Annotated in this window: 16 protein-coding genes; 12 read left to right on the top strand and 4 right to left on the bottom strand. The window is 71.9% G+C overall.

From position 1 onward, the window contains the following. Positions 1-14: 14 nt before the first annotated feature. On the bottom strand, positions 15-1211 hold the full coding sequence (locus Q7A36_RS00080; RefSeq protein ID WP_305101591.1) for an LLM class flavin-dependent oxidoreductase: 1197 nt from the start codon (positions 1209-1211) through the stop codon (positions 15-17). Positions 1212-1413: 202 nt separating this feature from the next. Here Q7A36_RS00080 and Q7A36_RS00075 point away from each other — a divergent pair, with 202 nt between their 5' ends. After that, complete coding sequence (locus tag Q7A36_RS00075) at positions 1414-1623, top strand: hypothetical protein (RefSeq protein ID WP_305101590.1); 210 nt, start codon at positions 1414-1416, stop codon at positions 1621-1623. Positions 1624-1728: 105 nt separating this feature from the next. After that, positions 1729-2670 carry a hypothetical protein gene (locus Q7A36_RS00070; protein ID WP_305101589.1) on the top strand — a complete coding sequence of 314 codons (942 nt, stop codon included), beginning with the start codon at positions 1729-1731 and terminating at the stop codon, positions 2668-2670. A gap of 266 nt (positions 2671-2936) precedes the next feature. On the opposite strand, the gene Q7A36_RS00065 is transcribed toward Q7A36_RS00070, so the two are convergent. Beyond that, the gene (locus Q7A36_RS00065; RefSeq protein WP_305101588.1) at positions 2937-4100 is read right to left on the bottom strand and encodes a YncE family protein; all 1164 of its coding nucleotides are present in this window, start codon (positions 4098-4100) and stop codon (positions 2937-2939) included. Positions 4101-4248: 148 nt separating this feature from the next. Here Q7A36_RS00065 and Q7A36_RS00060 point away from each other — a divergent pair, with 148 nt between their 5' ends. From Q7A36_RS00060 to Q7A36_RS00040, 5 genes are all read left to right on the top strand, one after another. Then, the gene (locus tag Q7A36_RS00060) at positions 4249-5145 is read left to right on the top strand and encodes a 2-dehydro-3-deoxygalactonokinase (RefSeq protein ID WP_305101587.1); all 897 of its coding nucleotides are present in this window, start codon (positions 4249-4251) and stop codon (positions 5143-5145) included. Next, the gene (locus tag Q7A36_RS00055; RefSeq protein WP_305101586.1) at positions 5130-5756 is read left to right on the top strand and encodes a 2-dehydro-3-deoxy-6-phosphogalactonate aldolase; all 627 of its coding nucleotides are present in this window, start codon (positions 5130-5132) and stop codon (positions 5754-5756) included. Before Q7A36_RS00060 ends, Q7A36_RS00055 begins: the two co-directional genes overlap by 16 nt. 124 nt (positions 5757-5880) lie before the next feature. Beyond that, complete coding sequence (locus Q7A36_RS00050; RefSeq protein ID WP_305101585.1) at positions 5881-6921, top strand: TRAP transporter substrate-binding protein; 1041 nt, start codon at positions 5881-5883, stop codon at positions 6919-6921. Between the two features lies 1 nt (position 6922). Next, a complete protein-coding gene (locus tag Q7A36_RS00045; protein WP_305101584.1) occupies positions 6923-7417 on the top strand; it encodes a TRAP transporter small permease in 495 nt (164 codons plus the stop codon). Continuing rightward, on the top strand, positions 7417-8742 hold the full coding sequence (locus tag Q7A36_RS00040) for a TRAP transporter large permease (RefSeq protein ID WP_305101583.1): 1326 nt from the start codon (positions 7417-7419) through the stop codon (positions 8740-8742). Before Q7A36_RS00045 ends, Q7A36_RS00040 begins: the two co-directional genes overlap by 1 nt. Positions 8743-8779: 37 nt before the next feature. Here Q7A36_RS00040 and Q7A36_RS00035 read toward each other — a convergent pair whose 3' ends face one another. After that, entirely contained in the window at positions 8780-9550 is a 771-nt protein-coding gene (locus Q7A36_RS00035; RefSeq protein ID WP_305101582.1) for an EAL domain-containing protein, read from the bottom strand. Between the two features lie 161 nt (positions 9551-9711). Between Q7A36_RS00035 and pcaF the strand changes: the two genes are divergently transcribed. From pcaF to Q7A36_RS00010, 5 genes are all read left to right on the top strand, one after another. After that, the gene (gene pcaF / locus Q7A36_RS00030; RefSeq protein WP_305101581.1) at positions 9712-10920 is read left to right on the top strand and encodes a 3-oxoadipyl-CoA thiolase; all 1209 of its coding nucleotides are present in this window, start codon (positions 9712-9714) and stop codon (positions 10918-10920) included. 84 nt (positions 10921-11004) lie between these two features. Then, positions 11005-12156, top strand: a complete 1152-nt coding sequence (gene pcaDC / locus Q7A36_RS00025) for a bifunctional 3-oxoadipate enol-lactonase/4-carboxymuconolactone decarboxylase PcaDC (protein WP_305101580.1) — start codon at positions 11005-11007, stop codon at positions 12154-12156. Position 12157: 1 nt separating this feature from the next. Further along, positions 12158-13501 carry a 3-carboxy-cis,cis-muconate cycloisomerase gene (gene pcaB, locus Q7A36_RS00020; RefSeq protein ID WP_305101579.1) on the top strand — a complete coding sequence of 448 codons (1344 nt, stop codon included), beginning with the start codon at positions 12158-12160 and terminating at the stop codon, positions 13499-13501. A 122-nt stretch (positions 13502-13623) separates the two neighbouring features. After that, positions 13624-14253 (top strand): uracil phosphoribosyltransferase, encoded by a 630-nt coding sequence (gene upp, locus Q7A36_RS00015; RefSeq protein ID WP_305101578.1) that lies wholly within the window; start codon positions 13624-13626, stop codon positions 14251-14253. A gap of 62 nt (positions 14254-14315) precedes the next feature. After that, positions 14316-15119, top strand: a complete 804-nt coding sequence (locus Q7A36_RS00010) for an enoyl-CoA hydratase (RefSeq protein WP_305101577.1) — start codon at positions 14316-14318, stop codon at positions 15117-15119. A 36-nt stretch (positions 15120-15155) separates the two neighbouring features. On the opposite strand, the gene Q7A36_RS00005 is transcribed toward Q7A36_RS00010, so the two are convergent. Beyond that, entirely contained in the window at positions 15156-16739 is a 1584-nt protein-coding gene (locus Q7A36_RS00005; protein WP_305101576.1) for an ABC transporter substrate-binding protein, read from the bottom strand. Between the last annotated feature and the right edge of the window lie 1137 nt (positions 16740-17876).

Here is a 17876-nt window from a genome sequence, read left to right as displayed (position 1 = left end):
CCGGCCGGCAGGCGTCAGAGCTCGACCTTGCCCGTGTGCAGCCGCATGCGCATGTGGTCCGGCACCTCCTGCCCGGCATCGGTGAAGGCCTTGCGCAGCGCGCCCATGCTCGGCCCGAAGATGCCGGTGCGGTTCTCGCTGCACCATTCGCGGCTCTGCGCCGGCATGGCGAGCGAGCCCTGGAAGCGCGGCATGACCCAGCGGGCGAAGAGCTCGTAGCTGCGGAGCGTATCCTCCCGGTTCGCCCATTCATGGGCGCGAAAGAGCACGCCGCCGCAGCCGCCCTCGGTGTATTCGAGCAGCCGCTCGATGCCCTTGATGATGGTGTCGGGGCTGCCGACCAGCGTGGTGCCGGCCTTGAGGCCGTCGCCGAGCGGATCCTCCGAGCGCATGGGCGGGCGGCCCAGCGTCTCGGAGAAGTAGCTCAGCGTCTCGACGCGCTCGCCCTTGGCGACGTCGCGCATCGCCCGCTCGTCCTCCTCGGCGCAGTGCATGTTCACGACCAGCCGCCAGCCATTGCGGTCGAAGCTCTTGCCGTGCTTGGCCGCCTGCGCCTCGCCCTGCCGCCAGTAGTCGGCGAGCTTGGCATTGCCGCCGGGCAGGCCGGCGCCGAGCGAGAGCAGGCCGAGCCCGTACTTGCCGGCCGCCAGCACGCCGGAAGGCGTGGTGGCGGAGGCGACCGCGATGTCGAAGCGCGGATAGCTGTAGGGGGCGAGGTGCAGGCGCGCCTCCTTCAGCTCGAACCAGTCGGTCTTCATGGTGACCGGTTCCTCGCAGGCCAGCAGCCGGGTGATGGCGTCGAGGCTCTCGTCCATCATCCGCCGCTGGTCCTCGGCCTTGATGCCCATCATGTAGGCATCCGAGACCAGCGCGCCCGGCCCGGCGCCGAGCATGACGCGGCCGCGCGACATGTGGTCGAGCTGCACGAAGCGCTGCGCCACCAGCAGCGGGTGGTGGTAGGGCAGCGAGGTGACGCCGGAGCCGAGCCTGATGTGCTTCGTCCGCTCGAAGGCGGCGCCCATGAAGATCTCGGGCGAGGCGATGATCTCCCAGCCCGCCGAATGGTGCTCGCCGATCCAGGCCTCGTCGTAGCCGAGATGGTCGAGCCACTGGATCAGCTCCATGTCGCGCGCCAGCGACAGCGTCGGGTTGTCCCCCACGCGGTGGAAGGGCGCGAGGAAGATGCCGAAACGCAAGCCGCGATGGGCCATGGAGGCGAGCCTTTCCTGGATCGAACGGGGTTTCCGTTAGCAGGCTAGGTTCTCCGCCGGGCCGCGGTCAACCGGACGACCGACCTCGCCGCCGCCGCGGCCTGTGCCGCGCCGCACAGCAGGCCGGCGCGGCAACTGCCATGGTGCCGTCATGGAACGAGGGCGGATGGCCCGCCCGGCCCCGCCGAGACAGGAGAGCGTCATGAGCACCAGCGTCACGTCAGTCGCGCTGCCCGCGTGCCTCACGCCCGGCACCTCGACGCTCGCCGCCCGCCTCGGCCGCTGGCTGCGCCGGCGCCGCCAGGCCGTGACGCTCGCCTGGATGGATGCGCGGCTCTGCGAGGATGCCGGCCTGGCGCTGCCCGCGCCGCGCCCGCTGGCTGCGCGGCTGGTGATCCCGGGCGGCGGCTGAGCCCCGGCGCGGCGATTCCGACGCCGCCTCACGCCTTCGGGCGTTTCCGCCCCGCGGCGTTCCGCTCTAAGCCCTCCCCGCCGGATATCCGGGAGAGGGACGCCGATGAGCCACCACGCCCTGCAGCGCCTCTGCCGGCCGGCCCTCGCCGGCCTGCTGCTGCTCTGCCCGGCCGGCGCGCCGTGGGCCGATCCCGTCACCGACCTGACCGGCGCCTTCGTCGAGGCCTACCGCGCCTCCGCCGCGCATCGCCTGGAGGCGCTGCGGGCCGAGGTGCCGGTGCTGGTCAACCGCTTCGAGGAAGTCGCGCTCTACCGCCCCGGCGTCGAGGCGCCGGAGATCTTCGCCATGGACCTCCGCACCTATGGCCAGGCGAGCGCCGTGGCGCATGCCGCGGCGACGCTGGCGACCCGGCTGCTGCCCCATGGCGCCGGGCCGCTGGACGAGGCGCGGCGCGGCTGGCTCGACGGCTACCTGCGCCGGGTCGCCGCGGCGGAGGAGGCGCTGGCCGGCCAGCGCGACCTGCCCGAGGAGATGCGGCGCCTGCAGGTCGACATGCTGGCCGAGGTGCGGCGGGCGGCGCAGCGGATCCGCCAGCAGGATGCGCTCGACCCCGCGCTGCTCCAGGCGCTCGGCGAGCGGCTGCGGCCGGGCATCCGGCAGAACCTCGACTGGGCGGCGCGATCGCAGCTCGAGCAGTTCCGCGCCCAGGTCGGGCGCTGGAAGGAGGCCTTCCCGGGCCTCGCCTGGGACCGCGCCGCGGTCGTCGTCATCGGCGTGCACCAGGCGCGCGGGGGGAACCTGCAGCGGCAGTTCTTCGACTGGCTGACGGGCGACGCGCCGGCGCGCGAGGACCGCGTGGTCTTCGCCGAGACCCTGGCGCCGCCACCCCCGCTCGGCCAGGAGGCGCCGGAGCAGGCGCTCGGGCTGCTCGGCAAGGTGATGCTGGACAAGGACCTGGGGCGGGTGGTGTTCGGCGATCCGCTGGCGCTGCAGAGCGACGTGCTGGCGCCGGCGGCGCAGGCCGTGATCGCGGGCTGGCGGTAGCGGGCGCGGCCTCGGAGCCTCTCGTCCTGGCCCGAGAGGCGCCCACCGGCGCCTTCGAAACCGTCGAAGACGACCAATGCCGAACGCCATGGTGCCGGAGGCGAGTCAAGGCCGAAGCCGCGCTTCGCGCGGTGCGGCGGAGCCGCAGCCTTGACTCGCCTCCGGCACCATGGCCGGGGCTCGAAGTGCGCTCGACGGTGTCGAGCGCGCCCGCGCGCCCGTGTCTACAGGACGGCGCCGAGGCCGCCGGCGACGGCGACGCCCCCTCAGCGCGCCGCGCGCTGCGCGACGGCGAGCGCGGCGGAGCCGCCGGTGGTCTTCAGCCGCGGCCCGGCCTCGGACAGCTTCCCGTCCTCCGCCACGCGCAGCACGGAGATGTCCTTGTCGGTGGTATTGCCGACGAAGAGCGTGCGGCCATCCGGCGTGAAGGCGGCGCCCTGCGCCCAGGTGCCGACCTTCGCCTCCGACACCAGGGACAGCCGCATGTCCTGCACCCGCAGCAGGCGGACGAGGCCCGGGCCGAAGAAGGGCGAGCCGGGCGGCTTGTTGGAGCCGTTCATCACCGTGACAGCCACGTGCTTCCCGTCCGGGCTCGCCGCGATCCCCTCCGGCGTCTGGCCGACGCTGATGGTGTCGACGATCCGGAACGGCTCCTTCGTCAGGTCCACCAGGCTGACCGTATCGGCATCGCCGGTGCCGCGGCCAATATTGGCGACCACCGCCCAGCGCCCGTCAGCCCCGATCGAGAGGCCGTAGGGACGGACGCCCGTGGTGATCTCCCGGTCCAGCTTGATGACCTTCTCGCCGTCCACCTGCAGCACGTTCAGCATGTGGTCGCCGCTGCGCGTCACCAGCGCATGGCGCCCGTCCGGGGTGAAGGCGACATCGCTGACCTCGGAGGAGACGGGGCCGATATCCACCTTGCCGGCCGGCACGACCTGGCCGCCCTGGATGCGGAAGATGCTGACCGAGCCCTCCGCCCGGTTGGCGACCAGCGCCAGGGTGCCGGCGCGGTTGACGGAGACGCCGGCGGGGGCGGAGCCGGTCGGCAGCGTCGCCACCAGCCGCGGCGGCGTCGCGGTCAGGTCGACGACCGAGAGGCTGTTGCCGGGCGCCAGCTTGCCGGGCTCGGCCGGATTGGCCTTCTGGTTGGCGGTGATGAGCGCCAGCTTCTCATCCGGCGTGACGGCGACGGAATGGGGCGGGCCGACGAGGCTGGTGGGCACCGCGACCTCGGCCCGCAGCGCCGGCGGGCTGATCGAGAGGTCGAAGACCGCGAGGGTATCGGGCTGCGGCTCCCGCTGGATGCGGATGGCGCCGTTGGCCAGTTCCATCTTGTTGTCGTTGGCGGAGAGGAGGAGCTGGGCCCTGGGCGCGGAGGGCAGCGAGAGCGCGAGCGCGGCGATGCCGGCGCAAAGCAGGCGAGACATGACGTGAGCCCTTCCCCCGGAAGCGGGCCGGAGTGTCGGGCCGGGGCGGCGGGGTGTCCAGATGGCCGCCCCTCCGGCGGTGCCTCCGGATGGCCGCCCGGCCATCCCGCGCATTGCCTGTGGCGCGGGATGGGCGCAGACCGCCGGCATGATCGGCATCGACTGGGGCACCACCGCCTTCCGCGCCTACCGGTTGGACGACCGCGGCGCCGTGCTGGACAGCCTGGACCGCCAGGCCGGCATCCTCGCCATCCCGCCGGGCGGCTTCCCCGCCGCGCTGGGGGAGGCGATCGGCCCCTGGCTCGCCGCCGGCGAGACGCGCGTGCTGCTCTGCGGCATGGTCGGCAGCCGGCAGGGCTGGCAGGAGGCGCCTTACCTCCCCTGCCCCGCCGGCCCGGCGGAGATCGCCGCCGCCGTGGTCCCGCTGGCCTTCGAGGGCGCGGCCTGCTTCCTCGTCCCCGGCCTCTCCGCCCGGGACGCCGGCGGGGTGCCGGACGTGATGCGCGGGGAGGAGACGAAGCTGGTCGGGCTGCTCGCCGATCTGGGCACGGCCGAGGCGCTGGCCTGCCTGCCCGGCACTCATAGCAAATGGGCCCGCCTCGCGGCCGGGCGCGTCGCCGGCTTCGCCACCCAGTTCACCGGCGAGACGCGGGCGGTCCTGCTGCAGCACAGCATCCTCGGCCGCCTGGCCGAGCCGGGGCCGGTCTCCGAGGCGGCCTTCCGGCGCGGCCTGCGGCGGTCGCGGGAGGCGGGCGGGCTGCTGCACCACCTCTTCGGCACCCGCGCCCTCGGCCTCATGGGCGACCTCGCCGCGACGGAGACCGCCAGCTACCTCTCCGGCCTGCTGATCGGGCACGAGGTCCAGGCGGTGCTCGCCGAAGGCGCGCCCACAGGGCCCATCCATCTCGCGGGCAGCGAAACCCTGGCGCAAGCTTATGCGATGGCATTCAATGAATTCGGCCTCGCCCATCGGCGCCAGCCGGACGACATCGTGGCGCGCGGCCTTGCCCTGATCGCGGAGACGATTCCATGGCCCCGACCCTGACCGACTGGCTCGCCCGCTGCCCCCTCGTCGCCATCCTGCGCGGCCTCACGCCGGAGGAGGCGGTGCCGGTCGGCGAGGCGCTGCTGGCGAGCGGGATCACGGTGCTCGAGGTGCCGATGAACTCGCCCCGCCCGGTCGAGAGCATCCGCCAGCTCGTCCACCACTTCGGCGACCGCGCCCTGATCGGCGCCGGGACGGTGATGACGCCGGCCCAGGTCAGCGATGTCGCGGCGGCGGGCGGGCAGCTCATCGTCACGCCGCATGCGGATGCGGAGCTGGTGCGCGTCGCCAAGACCCGCGGCCTGATCGCCGCGCCCGGCTTCTTCACCCCGGCCGAGGCCTTCGCCCTGCTCGCCGCCGGCGCGGATGCGCTCAAGCTCTTCCCGGCGGAGGCGGCCTCCCCGGCGGTGCTGCGCGCCCTGCTCGCGGTGCTGCCGAAGGGCACGCCGGTGCTGCCGGTGGGCGGCATGGCGGCGGATACCATCGGCCCCTGGCGGGCGGCCGGCGCCGCGGGCTTCGGGATCGGTTCCTCGCTCTACAAGCCGGGCGATCCGGCGAGCGTCGTCGCCGAGCGGGCGCGGGCGCTGGTGGACGCGATCAGGGGCGGCTGAGAGGGAGCGGTTGAACCGGTCCCGGGACGAGGGCATATCGCGCCCCGGGGCGGGCCGGACGGGTTCGGTGGACTGCGTCGGGCCCGCCGCGCCTGGCAACGAACCGCCTCGGGAAACTCCAAGAATGCAACGCCGCACCGCCCTGGCCCTGGGCGCCGCCCTGGCCCTGCCCGCGATCACCCGCCCCGCCCGGGCGCAGGAGGTGACGCTGCGGCTGCACCATTTCCTGCCCGCGGTCTCCAACGTCCACCGCTTCTTCCTCCAGCCCTGGGCGCAGAAGGTGCAGCAGGAGAGCGGCGGGCGGCTGCGCATCCAGATCTTCCCGGCGATGCAGCTCGGCGGCGCGCCGCCGCAGCTCTTCGACCAGGCACGCGACGGCGTCGCCGACATCGTCTGGACCCTGCCGGGCACCACGCCCGGCCGCTTCCCGCGCATCGAGGTCTTCGAGCTGCCCTTCGTCTCGCACAAGCGGGCGATCGTGAACTGCCTGGCCATCCAGGAATTCGCCGATAGCGAGTTGAAGGAGGAGTTCCGCGAGGTCCATCCGCTCTGCGTCTGGGGCCATGGCGAGGGGCTGATCCATGCGCGGCGCGAGGTGAAGGTGATGGAGGACCTGCGCGGCCTCAAGCTGCGCTTCCCCTCCCGCCTGAACGGCGAGGCGCTGCGGGCCTTGGGCGCCGCCCCGGTCGGGATGCCGGTGCCGCAGATCCCGGAAGCCATGTCCCAGGGCGTGATCGACGGCGCCGTGGTGCCCTGGGAGGTGGTGCCCTCCATCCGCCTGCAGGAGATGGCGAAGTTCCACACGGAGATCCCGGGCAGCCCGACCCTCTACATCGCCACTTTCATCCTCGGCATGAACAAGGCGAAGTACGAGGGCCTGCCGGACGAGTTGCGCAAGGTGCTCGACGCCAATAGCGGCGCCGCGGCGGCCCGCATGGCCGCCGTCCCCTGGGACGAGCGCGGGCCGGTGGTCGAGGCGGAGGTGCGCAAGCGCGGCAACCAGATCACCGTGATCTCCGAGGCCGAGAAGGCCCGCTGGGTGGAGACGACGAAGCCGGTGGTCGATACCTGGGTCGCGCAGGCGAAGGAGAAGGGCCTGGACGGGGAGGCGCTGCTGGCCAAGGCGCGCGCCCTGGTGGCGAAGCACGGCGCGGGCGTCGCCTGAGGTGGCGGAGCCTTTCGGGCCGCCGCGCGGCCCGGTCGCCGGGCTGGCCCGCGGCCTGGCGCTGGCGGGCGGCGCCGCGCTGCTGGCGACCGCCCTGCTGACGACCTGGAGCGTGGTGCAGCGCTGGCTCACGCGCCAGCCGGTGCCGGGGGATTTCGAGCTGGTCTCGCTCGGCTCCGGCCTCGCCGTCATGGGCTTCCTCGCCTACGGGACGCTGATGCGCAGCAACATCCTGGTGGACAGCTTCACGGGCTGGCTGCCACGCCGGGTCAACGACCTGATCGACGCCGTCTGGGCCCTGGTCTGGGTCGGCGCCGCCGGCGTGCTGGCGGAGCGGCTGCTGCTCGGCGCGCGGGAGACGCTCTCGAGCGGCACCACCACCATGGTGCTCGGCCTGCCGACCTGGTGGGCCATCGGGCTCGGGGCGCTCGCCTTCGCCGCGACGGCGGTCGCGGGCCTGTACTGGACGCTGCGGCTGGCGCGGGGCCGCGGCTGATGGCGCCGGAATTCCTGCAGGCCGCCCTGGGCTTCGCCGCGCTGCTCGGCCTGATCGCGCTGCGCTGCCCCGTCGGCCTCGCCATGCTGCTGGTCGGCGCCGGCGGGTATCTGTGGATCGTCGACCTGCCGACGCTGCTGAACTACCTGAAGACCACGCCCTGGCATCTCTTTGCCAATTACACCCTCTCGGTCATCCCGCTCTTCATCCTGATGGGCGCGATCGCCGAGCGGGGCGGCCTGGCGCGCGATCTCTTCGCCGCGGCCAATGCGCTGATCGGCCACCGGCCGGGCGGCATGGCGATGAGCGTCATCGGCGCCTGCGCCGCCTTCGGCGCGGTCTGCGGGTCGAGCGTGGCGACCACCGCCACCTTCGGCCGCGCCGCCCTGCCGGAGCTGCGCCGCTACGGCTACGATCCCGGCCTGTCCACCGGGACCATAGCGGTCGGCGGCACGCTCGGCATCCTGATCCCGCCGAGCGTCATCCTGGTGGTCTATGCCATCAGCACGGAGCAGAACATCGCCAGGCTCTTCATGGCGGCGCTGATCCCCGGGCTGCTGGCGACGCTGTCCTATGTCCTGGTGCTCGCCCTCCTGGCGCGGCTGCGCCCCGCATTGATGCCGGCAGGCGCGCGGGTGACGGGGGAGGCGCGGGCGCGGGCGATGCGCAACGTGGTCCCGGTGCTGCTGATCGCGCTGGTCGTCGTGGGCGGCATCTATGGCGGCGTCTTCACCCCGACCGAGAGCGCGGCCATCGGCTGCATCGCGACCCTCGCGGTCGGCGCGCTGCGCGGCACGCTGGACCTGCGCGGCGCGGTGGCGGCGCTGCTGGCCACGGCCGAGACCACGGCCATGATCTTCGTCATCCTACTCGGCGCCGAGGTGTTCAACGCCTTCCTCGCGCTGACCCAGGCGCCGGAGCTGCTGGCGCTGTGGATCGGCGAGCAGGGCTACCCGCCCTATGGCGTGCTGGCGCTGCTGCTGCTGGCCTATATCGTGCTGGGGGCCGTCATGGACGAGCTGGCGATGATCCTGCTGACCTTGCCGATCTTCTTCCCGGTGGTGACGGCGCTGGATTTCGGCCTGGGCAGCACGGAGGAGACGGCGATCTGGTTCGGCATCCTGGTCCTCGTCGTGGTCGGGATCGGCCTGACCGCGCCGCCGATCGGGCTGAACGTCTTCGTCGTTTCCTCGCTGGCGCGGGACGTGCCGATCGCGCGGACCTATCGTGGCGTGCTGCCCTTCCTCGCGGCGGACCTGCTGCGGCTGGGGTTGTGCGTGGCCTTCCCCGCGCTCAGCCTCTGGCTGGTGCGGGTGCTGGCATAGCTGTCCGGTGGCGAGACCCCCCTGGCGGCCCCGGCGGTCAGCCCTCCGGCAGGACCGCCTGCGGCAGATGCCGGAAGCCGGGCCGCGCGAAGAGGAAGCCCTGCACCAACCCGATGCCGATCCCGCGCAGCGTGCGGTACTCCGCCCCGGTTTCCACGCCCTCGGCCACGACAGCGATGCCGAGCGCCCGGCAGGCGACCGTGATGCTCTCCAGGATGACCCGCCGCCTGCGGTCCGCGTCGCAATGGCGGACCAGGTGCATGTCGAGCTTGACCATGTCCACCGTGAGGTCCGCCAGCAGAGACAGCCCGGCATTGCCGGCGCCGAAATCGTCGATCGCCACCGTGAAGCCCATGGAGCGCAGCCCGGCGATCACCCGCTGCAGGTGCCGCGGATCGGCGACCTTCTCCTGCTCGCTCAGTTCGAAGAGCAATTGCCCCGTGGGGAAGCCGGTGCGCTCCGCGGCGGCGAGCGTCGTGCGCATGCAGGTCGCGGGGTCGAGGATGGCGCTCGGCAGCACGTTCACCGACAGCTTCGCGCCGGTCGCCGCCAGGCCGAGCCGCACCGCCTCCTCCACCGCCGCGATCCGGCAGGCGCTGTCCAGGGCATAGAGCCGCCCGGGCGGCACCTGGTCCAGCACCCAGCCGGCCTCCTGGCCATCGGGCCCGCGCACCAGGGCCTCATAGGCCATCACCGCGCCGCCCCGGTCCATGTCCAGGATCGGCTGGAAGGCGACCGCAGGCTCGAAACCGAGCCCATGGCCGGCCTCGCAGCCCCGGCAGGGCCGGCGATGAGGCGACTTGCCCATGGCATGCGCTCCTCGTCGCTGAAACAGTAGCGTCATAGCGACCTGCCGGGTTATTGGGTTTCCGACCTGCCGCGCCGCCTTGGCAGGCTCCCGCCCCCGGCCATTGACCGCCCCCCGCCGTCGCAGGATGTTCGCGGCCCATCCGCACGGGAGAGAACGTCATGGCCGAGGCCTTCATCTGCGACGCCGTCCGCACCCCGATCGGCCGCTATGCCGGCGGCCTCGCCCCCGTCCGCACCGACGACCTCGGCGCCATCCCGTTGCGCGTGCTGAAGGACCGCAACCCGGGCGTGGACTGGGCGGCGGTGGAGGACGTGATCTTCGGCTGCGCCAATCAGGCCGGCGAGGACAACCGCAACGTCGCCCGCATGGCGCTGCTGCTGGCGGGGCTGCCGGACAGCATCCCGGGCAGCACGGTGAACCGGCTCTGCGGCTCCGGCATGGATGCCGTCGGCATCGCCGCCCGCGCCATCAAGGCCGGCGAGGCGGAGCTGATGATCGCCGGCGGCGTCGAGAGCATGACCCGCGCCCCCTATGTCCAGGGCAAGCAGGCCGAGGCCTTCGGCCGCGCGCCGGAGATCTACGACACCACGATCGGCTGGCGCTTCGTCAACCCGAAGATGAAGGCGCAATACGGCGTCGATTCGATGCCGGAGACCGCCGAGAACGTCGCGCAGGACTTCCAGGTCTCCCGCGCCGACCAGGACGCCTTCGCCTGGCGGTCGCAGCAGCGGGCCGGGAAGGCCCAGGCCAGCGGCCGCTTCGCGCAGGAGATCACGGCCGTCGAGATCCCCCGCCGCAAGGGCGACCCCATCCGCGTGGAGAATGACGAGCACCTGCGGCCCGACACGACGCTCGAGGCGCTGGCAAAGCTGCCGACCCCCTTCCGCAAGGAAGGCGGCAGCGTCACCGCCGGCAATGCCAGCGGCGTGAACGATGGCGCCGCGGCGCTGCTCGTCGCCAGCGAGGCGGCGGTGAAGAAGTACGGCCTGACGCCACGGGCCCGGGTCATCGCGACGGCCACCGCCGGCGTCGCGCCGCGCATCATGGGCTTCGGCCCGGCGCCGGCGACGCGCCGGGTGCTGGAGAAGGCGGGCCTCAGCCTCTCCGAGATCGACGTCATCGAGTTGAACGAGGCCTTCGCCGCGCAGGCGCTGGCCGTCACCCGCGACCTCGGCCTGCCGGACGACGCCGAGCACGTGAACCCGAACGGCGGCGCCATCGCGCTCGGCCATCCCCTCGGCATGTCGGGCGCGCGGCTGGTGCAGACCGCGACGCAGGAGCTGCAGAACCGGAAGGCGCGCTACGCCCTGACCACGATGTGCATCGGCGTCGGCCAGGGCATCGCCATGGTGATCGAACGGGTCTGACCACCGCAGAGGGGGCGCTGCCCCCTCTGCACTCCCCCGCCAGGGGTCGAGCGACCCCTGGACCGGCCTGAGTCAGGAGGCGCCATGTTCTGCCAGATCGGCGATATCGCCGTGCATGCCAATATCATGGGCCCGGCGAATGCGCCGCCCGTGCTGCTGCTGCACTCGCTCGGCACCACGCTCGCCATGTGGGACCCGCAGGCGGAGGCGCTGGCGAAGCGCTACCGCGTCATCCGCATGGACATGCGCGGCCACGGCCTGACCGAGGCGACCGGCGGCCCCTATACCATGGCCATGCTGGCCGGCGATGCGCTCGCGGTGCTGGACAGCCTCGGCATCGAGAAGGCGCATGTCGGCGGCGTCTCCATCGGCGGGCATATCGCCCTGCGCATGGCTGCCATGGCACCGGGGCGCGTGCTGTCCCTGCTGCCTTGCGACACCGCGCTGGAGTTCGGCGGCGCCGCGGCCTGGCAGGAGCGGATGGATATCGTCGCCGCGAAGGGCATGGCCGGCGTCGCCGACATGACCATGGGCCGCTGGGTGCTCGACCAGTCCCTCGCCTCCTCCAAGGGGCTGCGGCGGATGCTGCTCGGCACCGATCCCGTGGGCTGGCTCGGCTGCGCCGCCGCGCTGCGCGACGGCACGAAGGATGACCTGATCGGGAAGATCGCCTGCCCCACCACCGTGGTGGTCGGGGACCGCGATCCCTCGACGCCGCCGAGCGCCGCCGCCGCCATCCAGGACGCCATCCCCGGCAGCCACCTCGTCACCATCGCCGAGGCCGCGCATATCCCGAATTTCGAGCAGGAGCACGCCATGACGCGCGCCGTCCTGCAGCACATGGAGACCGTCACCGCCCTCCCCGCCGCGGCGGCCGAGGCTGGCATGACGATCCGCAAGCGGGTGCTGGGGGAGGCGCATGTCGCGCGTTCCGAGGCGGCGCTGACGCCGCTCGACATGCCCTTCCGCGACTTCATCCTGGAGGGCGTCTGGGGCCGCGTCTGGACCCGGCCGGGCCTCTCGGTCCGCGACCGCAGCCTGCTCTGCCTCGGCATCCTCTCGGCGCTGCACCACCATGACGAGTTCCGGCTGCACGTGCGCGCCACGAAGAATACCGGCGTGACGCCGGAGGAGATCGCCGAGGTCCTGCTGCAGGTCGCGGCCTATGGCGGCGTGCCGACGGCCAATACCGCGCTCCGCATCGCCAAGGAGACGCTGAAGGAGATGGAAGGCTGAGATGAGCGTGAACCCGGCCGACAGCCCCGTCCTCGGCGCCCTCTACGGCACCGACGCCATGCGCGCCGTGATGGGCGAGCGCGCCTTCCTCGCCCGCATGCTGGAGGTGGAGGCGGCGCTGGCCCGCGCCCAGGCGCGCCTCGGCATCGTGCCGGAGGCGGCGGCGCAGACCATCACCGCCGCCGCCGATGTCGACCGGCTGGACCTCAAGGCCCTCGCGGCCGCCACGCGCAACACCGGCTATCCCGTGGTCGGGCTGGTGAAGCAACTGAGCGCGCTGGCGGGCGCCGAGGCGGGGCGCTGGACGCATTGGGGCGCCACCACCCAGGACATCATGGACACCGGCGTGGTCCTGCAGGTGCGCGAGGCCCTCGGCCTGATCGGCGCCGAACTCGAGGCCGTCATCGCCGGCTTCGCCCGCATGGCGCGCGCGCATCGCGGCACGGTCATGGCCGGCCGCACCCACCTGCAGCACGCGCTGCCGGTGACGTTCGGCTACAAGGTCGCGGTCTGGCTCTCGCCCCTCGTCACCATGCGCGAGCGCCTCGCGCAGCTTCGCCCGCGGGTGGAGAAGCTGGAATTCGGCGGCGCGGCGGGGACGCTGGCCTCGCTCGGCGGACAGGGGCTGGCAGTGCAGGCGGAACTGGCGAAGGAGCTCGGCCTCGCCCAGCCCGACATCCCCTGGCATGTCGCCCGGGACGGGTTGGCGGAGGCGGTGTCCTTCCTGGGCTTGGCCTGCGGGGCCCTGTCGAAGATCGCCACCGATGTGATCCTGCTGATGCAGACCGAGGTCGCGGAGGTCGCCGAGCCGCACCAGGAGGGGCGCGGCGGCTCCTCCACCATGCCGCAGAAGCGCAACCCCATCTCCTGCGAATACATCATCGCCCAGAGCCGCGGCGTGCACGCGCTGGTGCCGCAGATGCTGGCCGCCATGGCACAGGACCAGGAGCGCGGCACCGGCCCCTGGCAGGCCGAGCCGCTGGCGATCGGCCAAGCCTTCCTGCTGGCGCATGGCGCGCTGGCCTGCACCCGCGTGCTGGCGGAGGGGCTGACGGTGGATCCCGCACGGATGCAGCGGAACCTCGACTCCACCGGCGGGCTGATCGTGGCGGAGGCGGTCATGATGGGCCTCGCCCCGGTCATGGGCCGCGGCGAGGCGCACCACGTCGTCCACCACGCCTGCGACGTCGCGCTCTCCGAGTCCGTGCCGCTCGCCGAGGCGCTGCTGCGCGACCCCAAGGTGGCGGAGAAGCTCGACCGGGCGCAGGTGGAGCGGCTGACCGACCCGCGCGGCTATCTCGGCGCGGCGGAGGCCTTCGTGGACCGCGTCCTGGCGCGGGTCTGAGCAGGGCGCCCGCGGAATGGTCGCGGCCGGGCTTGACCCGGCCATCCGCCCCGCCCGATCCCCCTTCCCGGCGCCGGCCGCCTGCCGGCATCCTGCTGGCCGCAACCCCGGAAGGACCCGCGATGAGGGACGTCCACGTCGTCCGCCACCCCCTGGTGCAGCACAAGCTGACCCTGATGCGGGAGACCGAGCGCAGCACCAAGGGCTTCCGCCAGCTGCTGAACGAGATCGGCATGCTGCTCTGCTACGAGGTGACGCGCGACCTGCCGCTCGAGGATGTGGAGATCGCCACGCCGCTCGCGCCGATGCAGGCGCCGAAGCTCGCGGGCAAGAAGCTGGTCTTCGCGCCGATCCTCCGCGCTGGCATGGGCTTCGTGGACGGCATGCTGGACCTGGTGCCAAGCGCGCGCGTCGCGCATATCGGCCTCTACCGCGACCCGAAGACCCTGCTGGCCGTCGAGTACTACTTCAAGGCGCCGCCCGATGTCGCGGATCGGCTGGTGATCGTGCTGGACCCGATGCTGGCGACGGCCAACAGCGCGGTCGCGGCCATCGACCGGCTGAAGGAGCGCGGCTGCCACGACCTGCGGCTGGTCTGCCTGCTCGCCGCGCCCGAGGGGATCGAGCGCTTCCACGGCGCCCATCCGGAGGTGCCGATCTGGACGGCGGCGATCGACAGCCACCTCGACGAGCACGGCTACATCGTCCCCGGCCTTGGCGATGCCGGCGACCGGATGTTCGGCACGAAGTAGCGCGATTGACGCGCGCCGGCCGCGCGCCGCAGGCTCCCCGGCATCCGGAACGGGAGGAAAGCATGGCCTATACCCAGATCGCGGTGGAGCAGCGCGGCGCCGTCGCCTGGCTGTTCCACGACCGGCCGCAGATGCGCAATGCCGAGAGCAGCGTGCTGCTCGACGAGCTTGACGAGGCACTGCGCGCGGCCAGCGCCGACGAGGCGGTCCGCGTCATCGTCATCGCCGGCAAGGGCGACCACTTCTCCGCCGGCCACGACCTGAAGGAGGGGCAGGAGAAGCGCCAGGGCTTCAGCGTGGAGCAGCGCTGGGCCTATGAGGAGAAGCGCTACCTCGAATACTCCCTGCGGATCTGGGACTGCCCGAAGCCGACCATCGCCGCCGTGCAGGGCGCCTGCATCGCCGGCGGCTTCATGGTGGCGAACATGTGCGACATGATCGTGGCCGCCGAGGACGCCTTCTTCGCCGACCCGGTCTGCAAGACGCTCGCCGCCTCGGCGGTGGAGGTGCTGATGCATCCCTATGTCATGGGGCTGCGCCAAGCGAAGGAGTTCCTCTTCACCGGCCGCCGCATGGGCGCGGCCGAGGCGCACAAGGTGGGCATGGTGAACCGCGTGGTGCCGCGGGCGGAGCTAGAGGCCGCGACGCAGGCGCTGGCCGAGGACATCGCCGCGGCGCCGCCCTTCGCCATCAAGCTGACCAAGCGCTCGCTGAACCGCGCCGCCGACCTGCAGGGCTTCCGCGACGCCATCAATGCGCATTTCGACACGCACCAGCTCGCGCACGTGACGGAGGAGTTCCGGCGGACGCGGGAGGCCGGGCTGGCGGCGGCGATCGCCCGCGGCAAGGCGCAGACCGCCGCGTGACGGGTCGGGGGGCGCGCGAGGCGCCCCCCAATCCCCTCACACCTTCTTCACACCCCAGAAAACGGGGAAGCCGCGCGAAACGCCGGTGACATTGGTGCGGTAGGCGGTAGGCTGGATGTACTGGCCGACCGGGACGCTCGGCAGCACCTGCATCGCCCGCACCTGCAGGTCGCGGCAGATCCGCTGCTGCGTGGGAAGGTCCGGCGCGTCGAACCAGGCATTGCGCAGGTCCTCGAGCGGCTGGTCCACGCACCAGCCCGGCCAGGCCGAGGGGTCGTTGCCGTTGCCGCGGGCGGCGTAGTGGTTGGACGGGTCCATGTGGTCCGCGCCTTCCCAGCCCGTGTTGAAGCAGGACCAGCCGCCCTGGTCGAGCGGGCCCTTGTTGCTGCGCCGCTGCAGCATGGTGCCCCAGTCCGTGGCGATGTAGTCGACGTTTATGCCGATCTTCGCCATGGCATCCGCCGCGACCTCGCCGATCGCCTTGAACTGGGCGTAGTCGGTGGCGACGAGCATCGCGACCTTCTGGCCGCCATAGCCGGCCTGGGCCAGCAATTGCTTCGCCTTGTCGTAGTTGCGCGGGCCATTCAGCGGCTCGAGCCCGGCCTCGCTCGCCAGCGGGGTATTGGGGCAGAAGATGCCGTGCGGCACGTGGTACATGGACGCGTCGTCGCCGACGATCGCCTGCATGAAGTCGGTCTGGCTGAAGGCGTAGAGCAGCGCCTGCCGCCCCTCCGGCTTGTCGAAGGGCGGCTGCAGGTGGTTCAGCCGCATCATGTTGACGGCGCCGGTCGGGTTGATGACCTCGATCTTGACCCTGCGGTCCTTCTTCAGCAGCGGCAGCAGGTCGTGCGTCGGGTTCTCCCACCAGTCCTGCTCGCCCTGCTGCAGGGCGGCGACCTTGGTGGCGGCGTCGGGAATGGTGGTCCATTCGACGCGGTCGAAATGCACGACCTTCGGGCCGGCGAGCCAATCGGTCGTGCCGTTGCCGCGTGGGACGTACTTGTCGAACTTCACGTAGACATTGCGGCTGCCCGGCACGCGCTCGGCGGCCAGGAAGCGGAAGGGACCGCTGCCGATGATCTCGGGGATCATCTTGAAGGGGTCGATATTGGCCAGCCGCTCCGGCATCATCGCCGGCATGGGCGAGCTGATCTTGCCGAGGGCGGCGGGCAGCAGCGGGAAGGGCTTGCTGAGGCGGAAGACGATGCGGCGGTCGTCGGGCGCGGAGAGTTCCTCGGTCGCCGCCAGCAGCGCGCCGCCGAGCGCATCGCGCTTCGACCAGCGGCGGATGGAGGCGACGCAGTCGCGCGCCGTCACCTTCTCCCCGTCATGCCAGAACAGGTTGTCGCGCAGCGTCAGGGTCCAGAGCCGGCCGTCATTCTCGACGACATGGCCTTCGACCATCTGCGGCTGGGGACGGTAGTTGCTGTCCATGCCGTAGAGCGTGTCGAATACCATCTGCCCGTGGCCGCGTGTGACATAGGCGAGCGAGCCATGCGGGTCGGTAACGGAGAGGTCGATCTGCGGGATGAAGCGCATGAGCTTCGCGCCCTGAGCAAGGGCAAGGCGCGGGGCGGCGAAGCCCGCGGCGGCCACCGCGAGAAAGTCGCGGCGCTTCATCGGGTGGTGTCCTGCTGGGATGCGGTCACGGCATTCTCCTCGGCGGATGTCGGACCGGCGGTTTCCTTGTTGGCTGAAGGCTAGCAGCGGCTTGGCGCGACGCCAATCCGGGGGCCGGATGCGAAAACCCCCTCGCACCGGCGGGGTGCGAGGGGGTCCTTCCGATAGAATGCGGGGGCAGGATTTGAACCTGTGACCTTCAGGTCATGGGCCGCGCAGGCAACTCGGCTCCAAGCCCCGGGAATTCGTGGATTTTCGGCTTTTTCCAGTCATGTACGCATGGGCACAAATGGCCAAAAGTGGTCATCTTGCACAACCTTGGGTTGGTCCGGCATTATTCGTGGACGGGCCCCATACGGACACGACGGAACGGCTCACCGGCAAGCCGGTCAAGGCACTGCCCCCCTTCGGCCAACCGCATCCTCCATGACAGCGAAGTCGCCGGCTTCGGCCTCCGGACCACCGCCACCGGAGCGAAGGCATTCATCCTCGATTACCGCAGCAATGCCGCATCCGCCTCGGCGTCGGCTGACGAGGGCCGCTCAAGCCAGGCGTCGTAGCCGGCCCGCGAGACGCCGGGCAGGCGGGCCATCCGCACGGTGGCTTGGTTTGCCCTCATGAACTCGAAGACCCGGACGGGATCGTGCCGGTCGCGCGGGCAAACCAGGCCGGGGCCCCCATCGCTGCTCGAGAGAGGATGTCTCGCTCCTGGCGCAACTGCTTGTTCTCGCGCCGTAGCCGGGCGAGTTCCTCGACCTCGGTCGCGTTCAGCGCGGCCTCGGCAGAGGCGGGTTTCGCCTCGCGCCGGCCTTCCTGCCGGCTAACGACGGCGACCGGGTTCCGAATGGCCAGGACAAAGGGCTCGAACTCGCGGGCAAGATCGACCGGGTCGCGTCCGGCACGGACTAGAAATTGCCTGGCAGCCTCTGACTGGTGCCCGCGCGGTCTCCTTCCACGCCTCCTACGGAAGAGCCGATTTCATTCGTCCGCACGTCCCGTGCTGCTCATTTGCGCAACGTGTACTTCAACTATTTGAGTCCACTCGAAAACTGAAACCGTCGTTCCATAACGTCCTTTTACCAACGTGAAACCTTGGCAGCGCGAAATTCGTTTCAGCATGTCCGGTCCACCAGCCTG

Source organism: Paracraurococcus lichenis, from assembly GCF_030657435.1.
GTDB classification, from domain to species: Bacteria; Pseudomonadota; Alphaproteobacteria; order Acetobacterales; family Acetobacteraceae; genus Paracraurococcus; species Paracraurococcus lichenis.
Note: the sequence above shows the minus strand (reverse complement) of the source record. Positions and strands in the feature narration are given on the sequence as shown.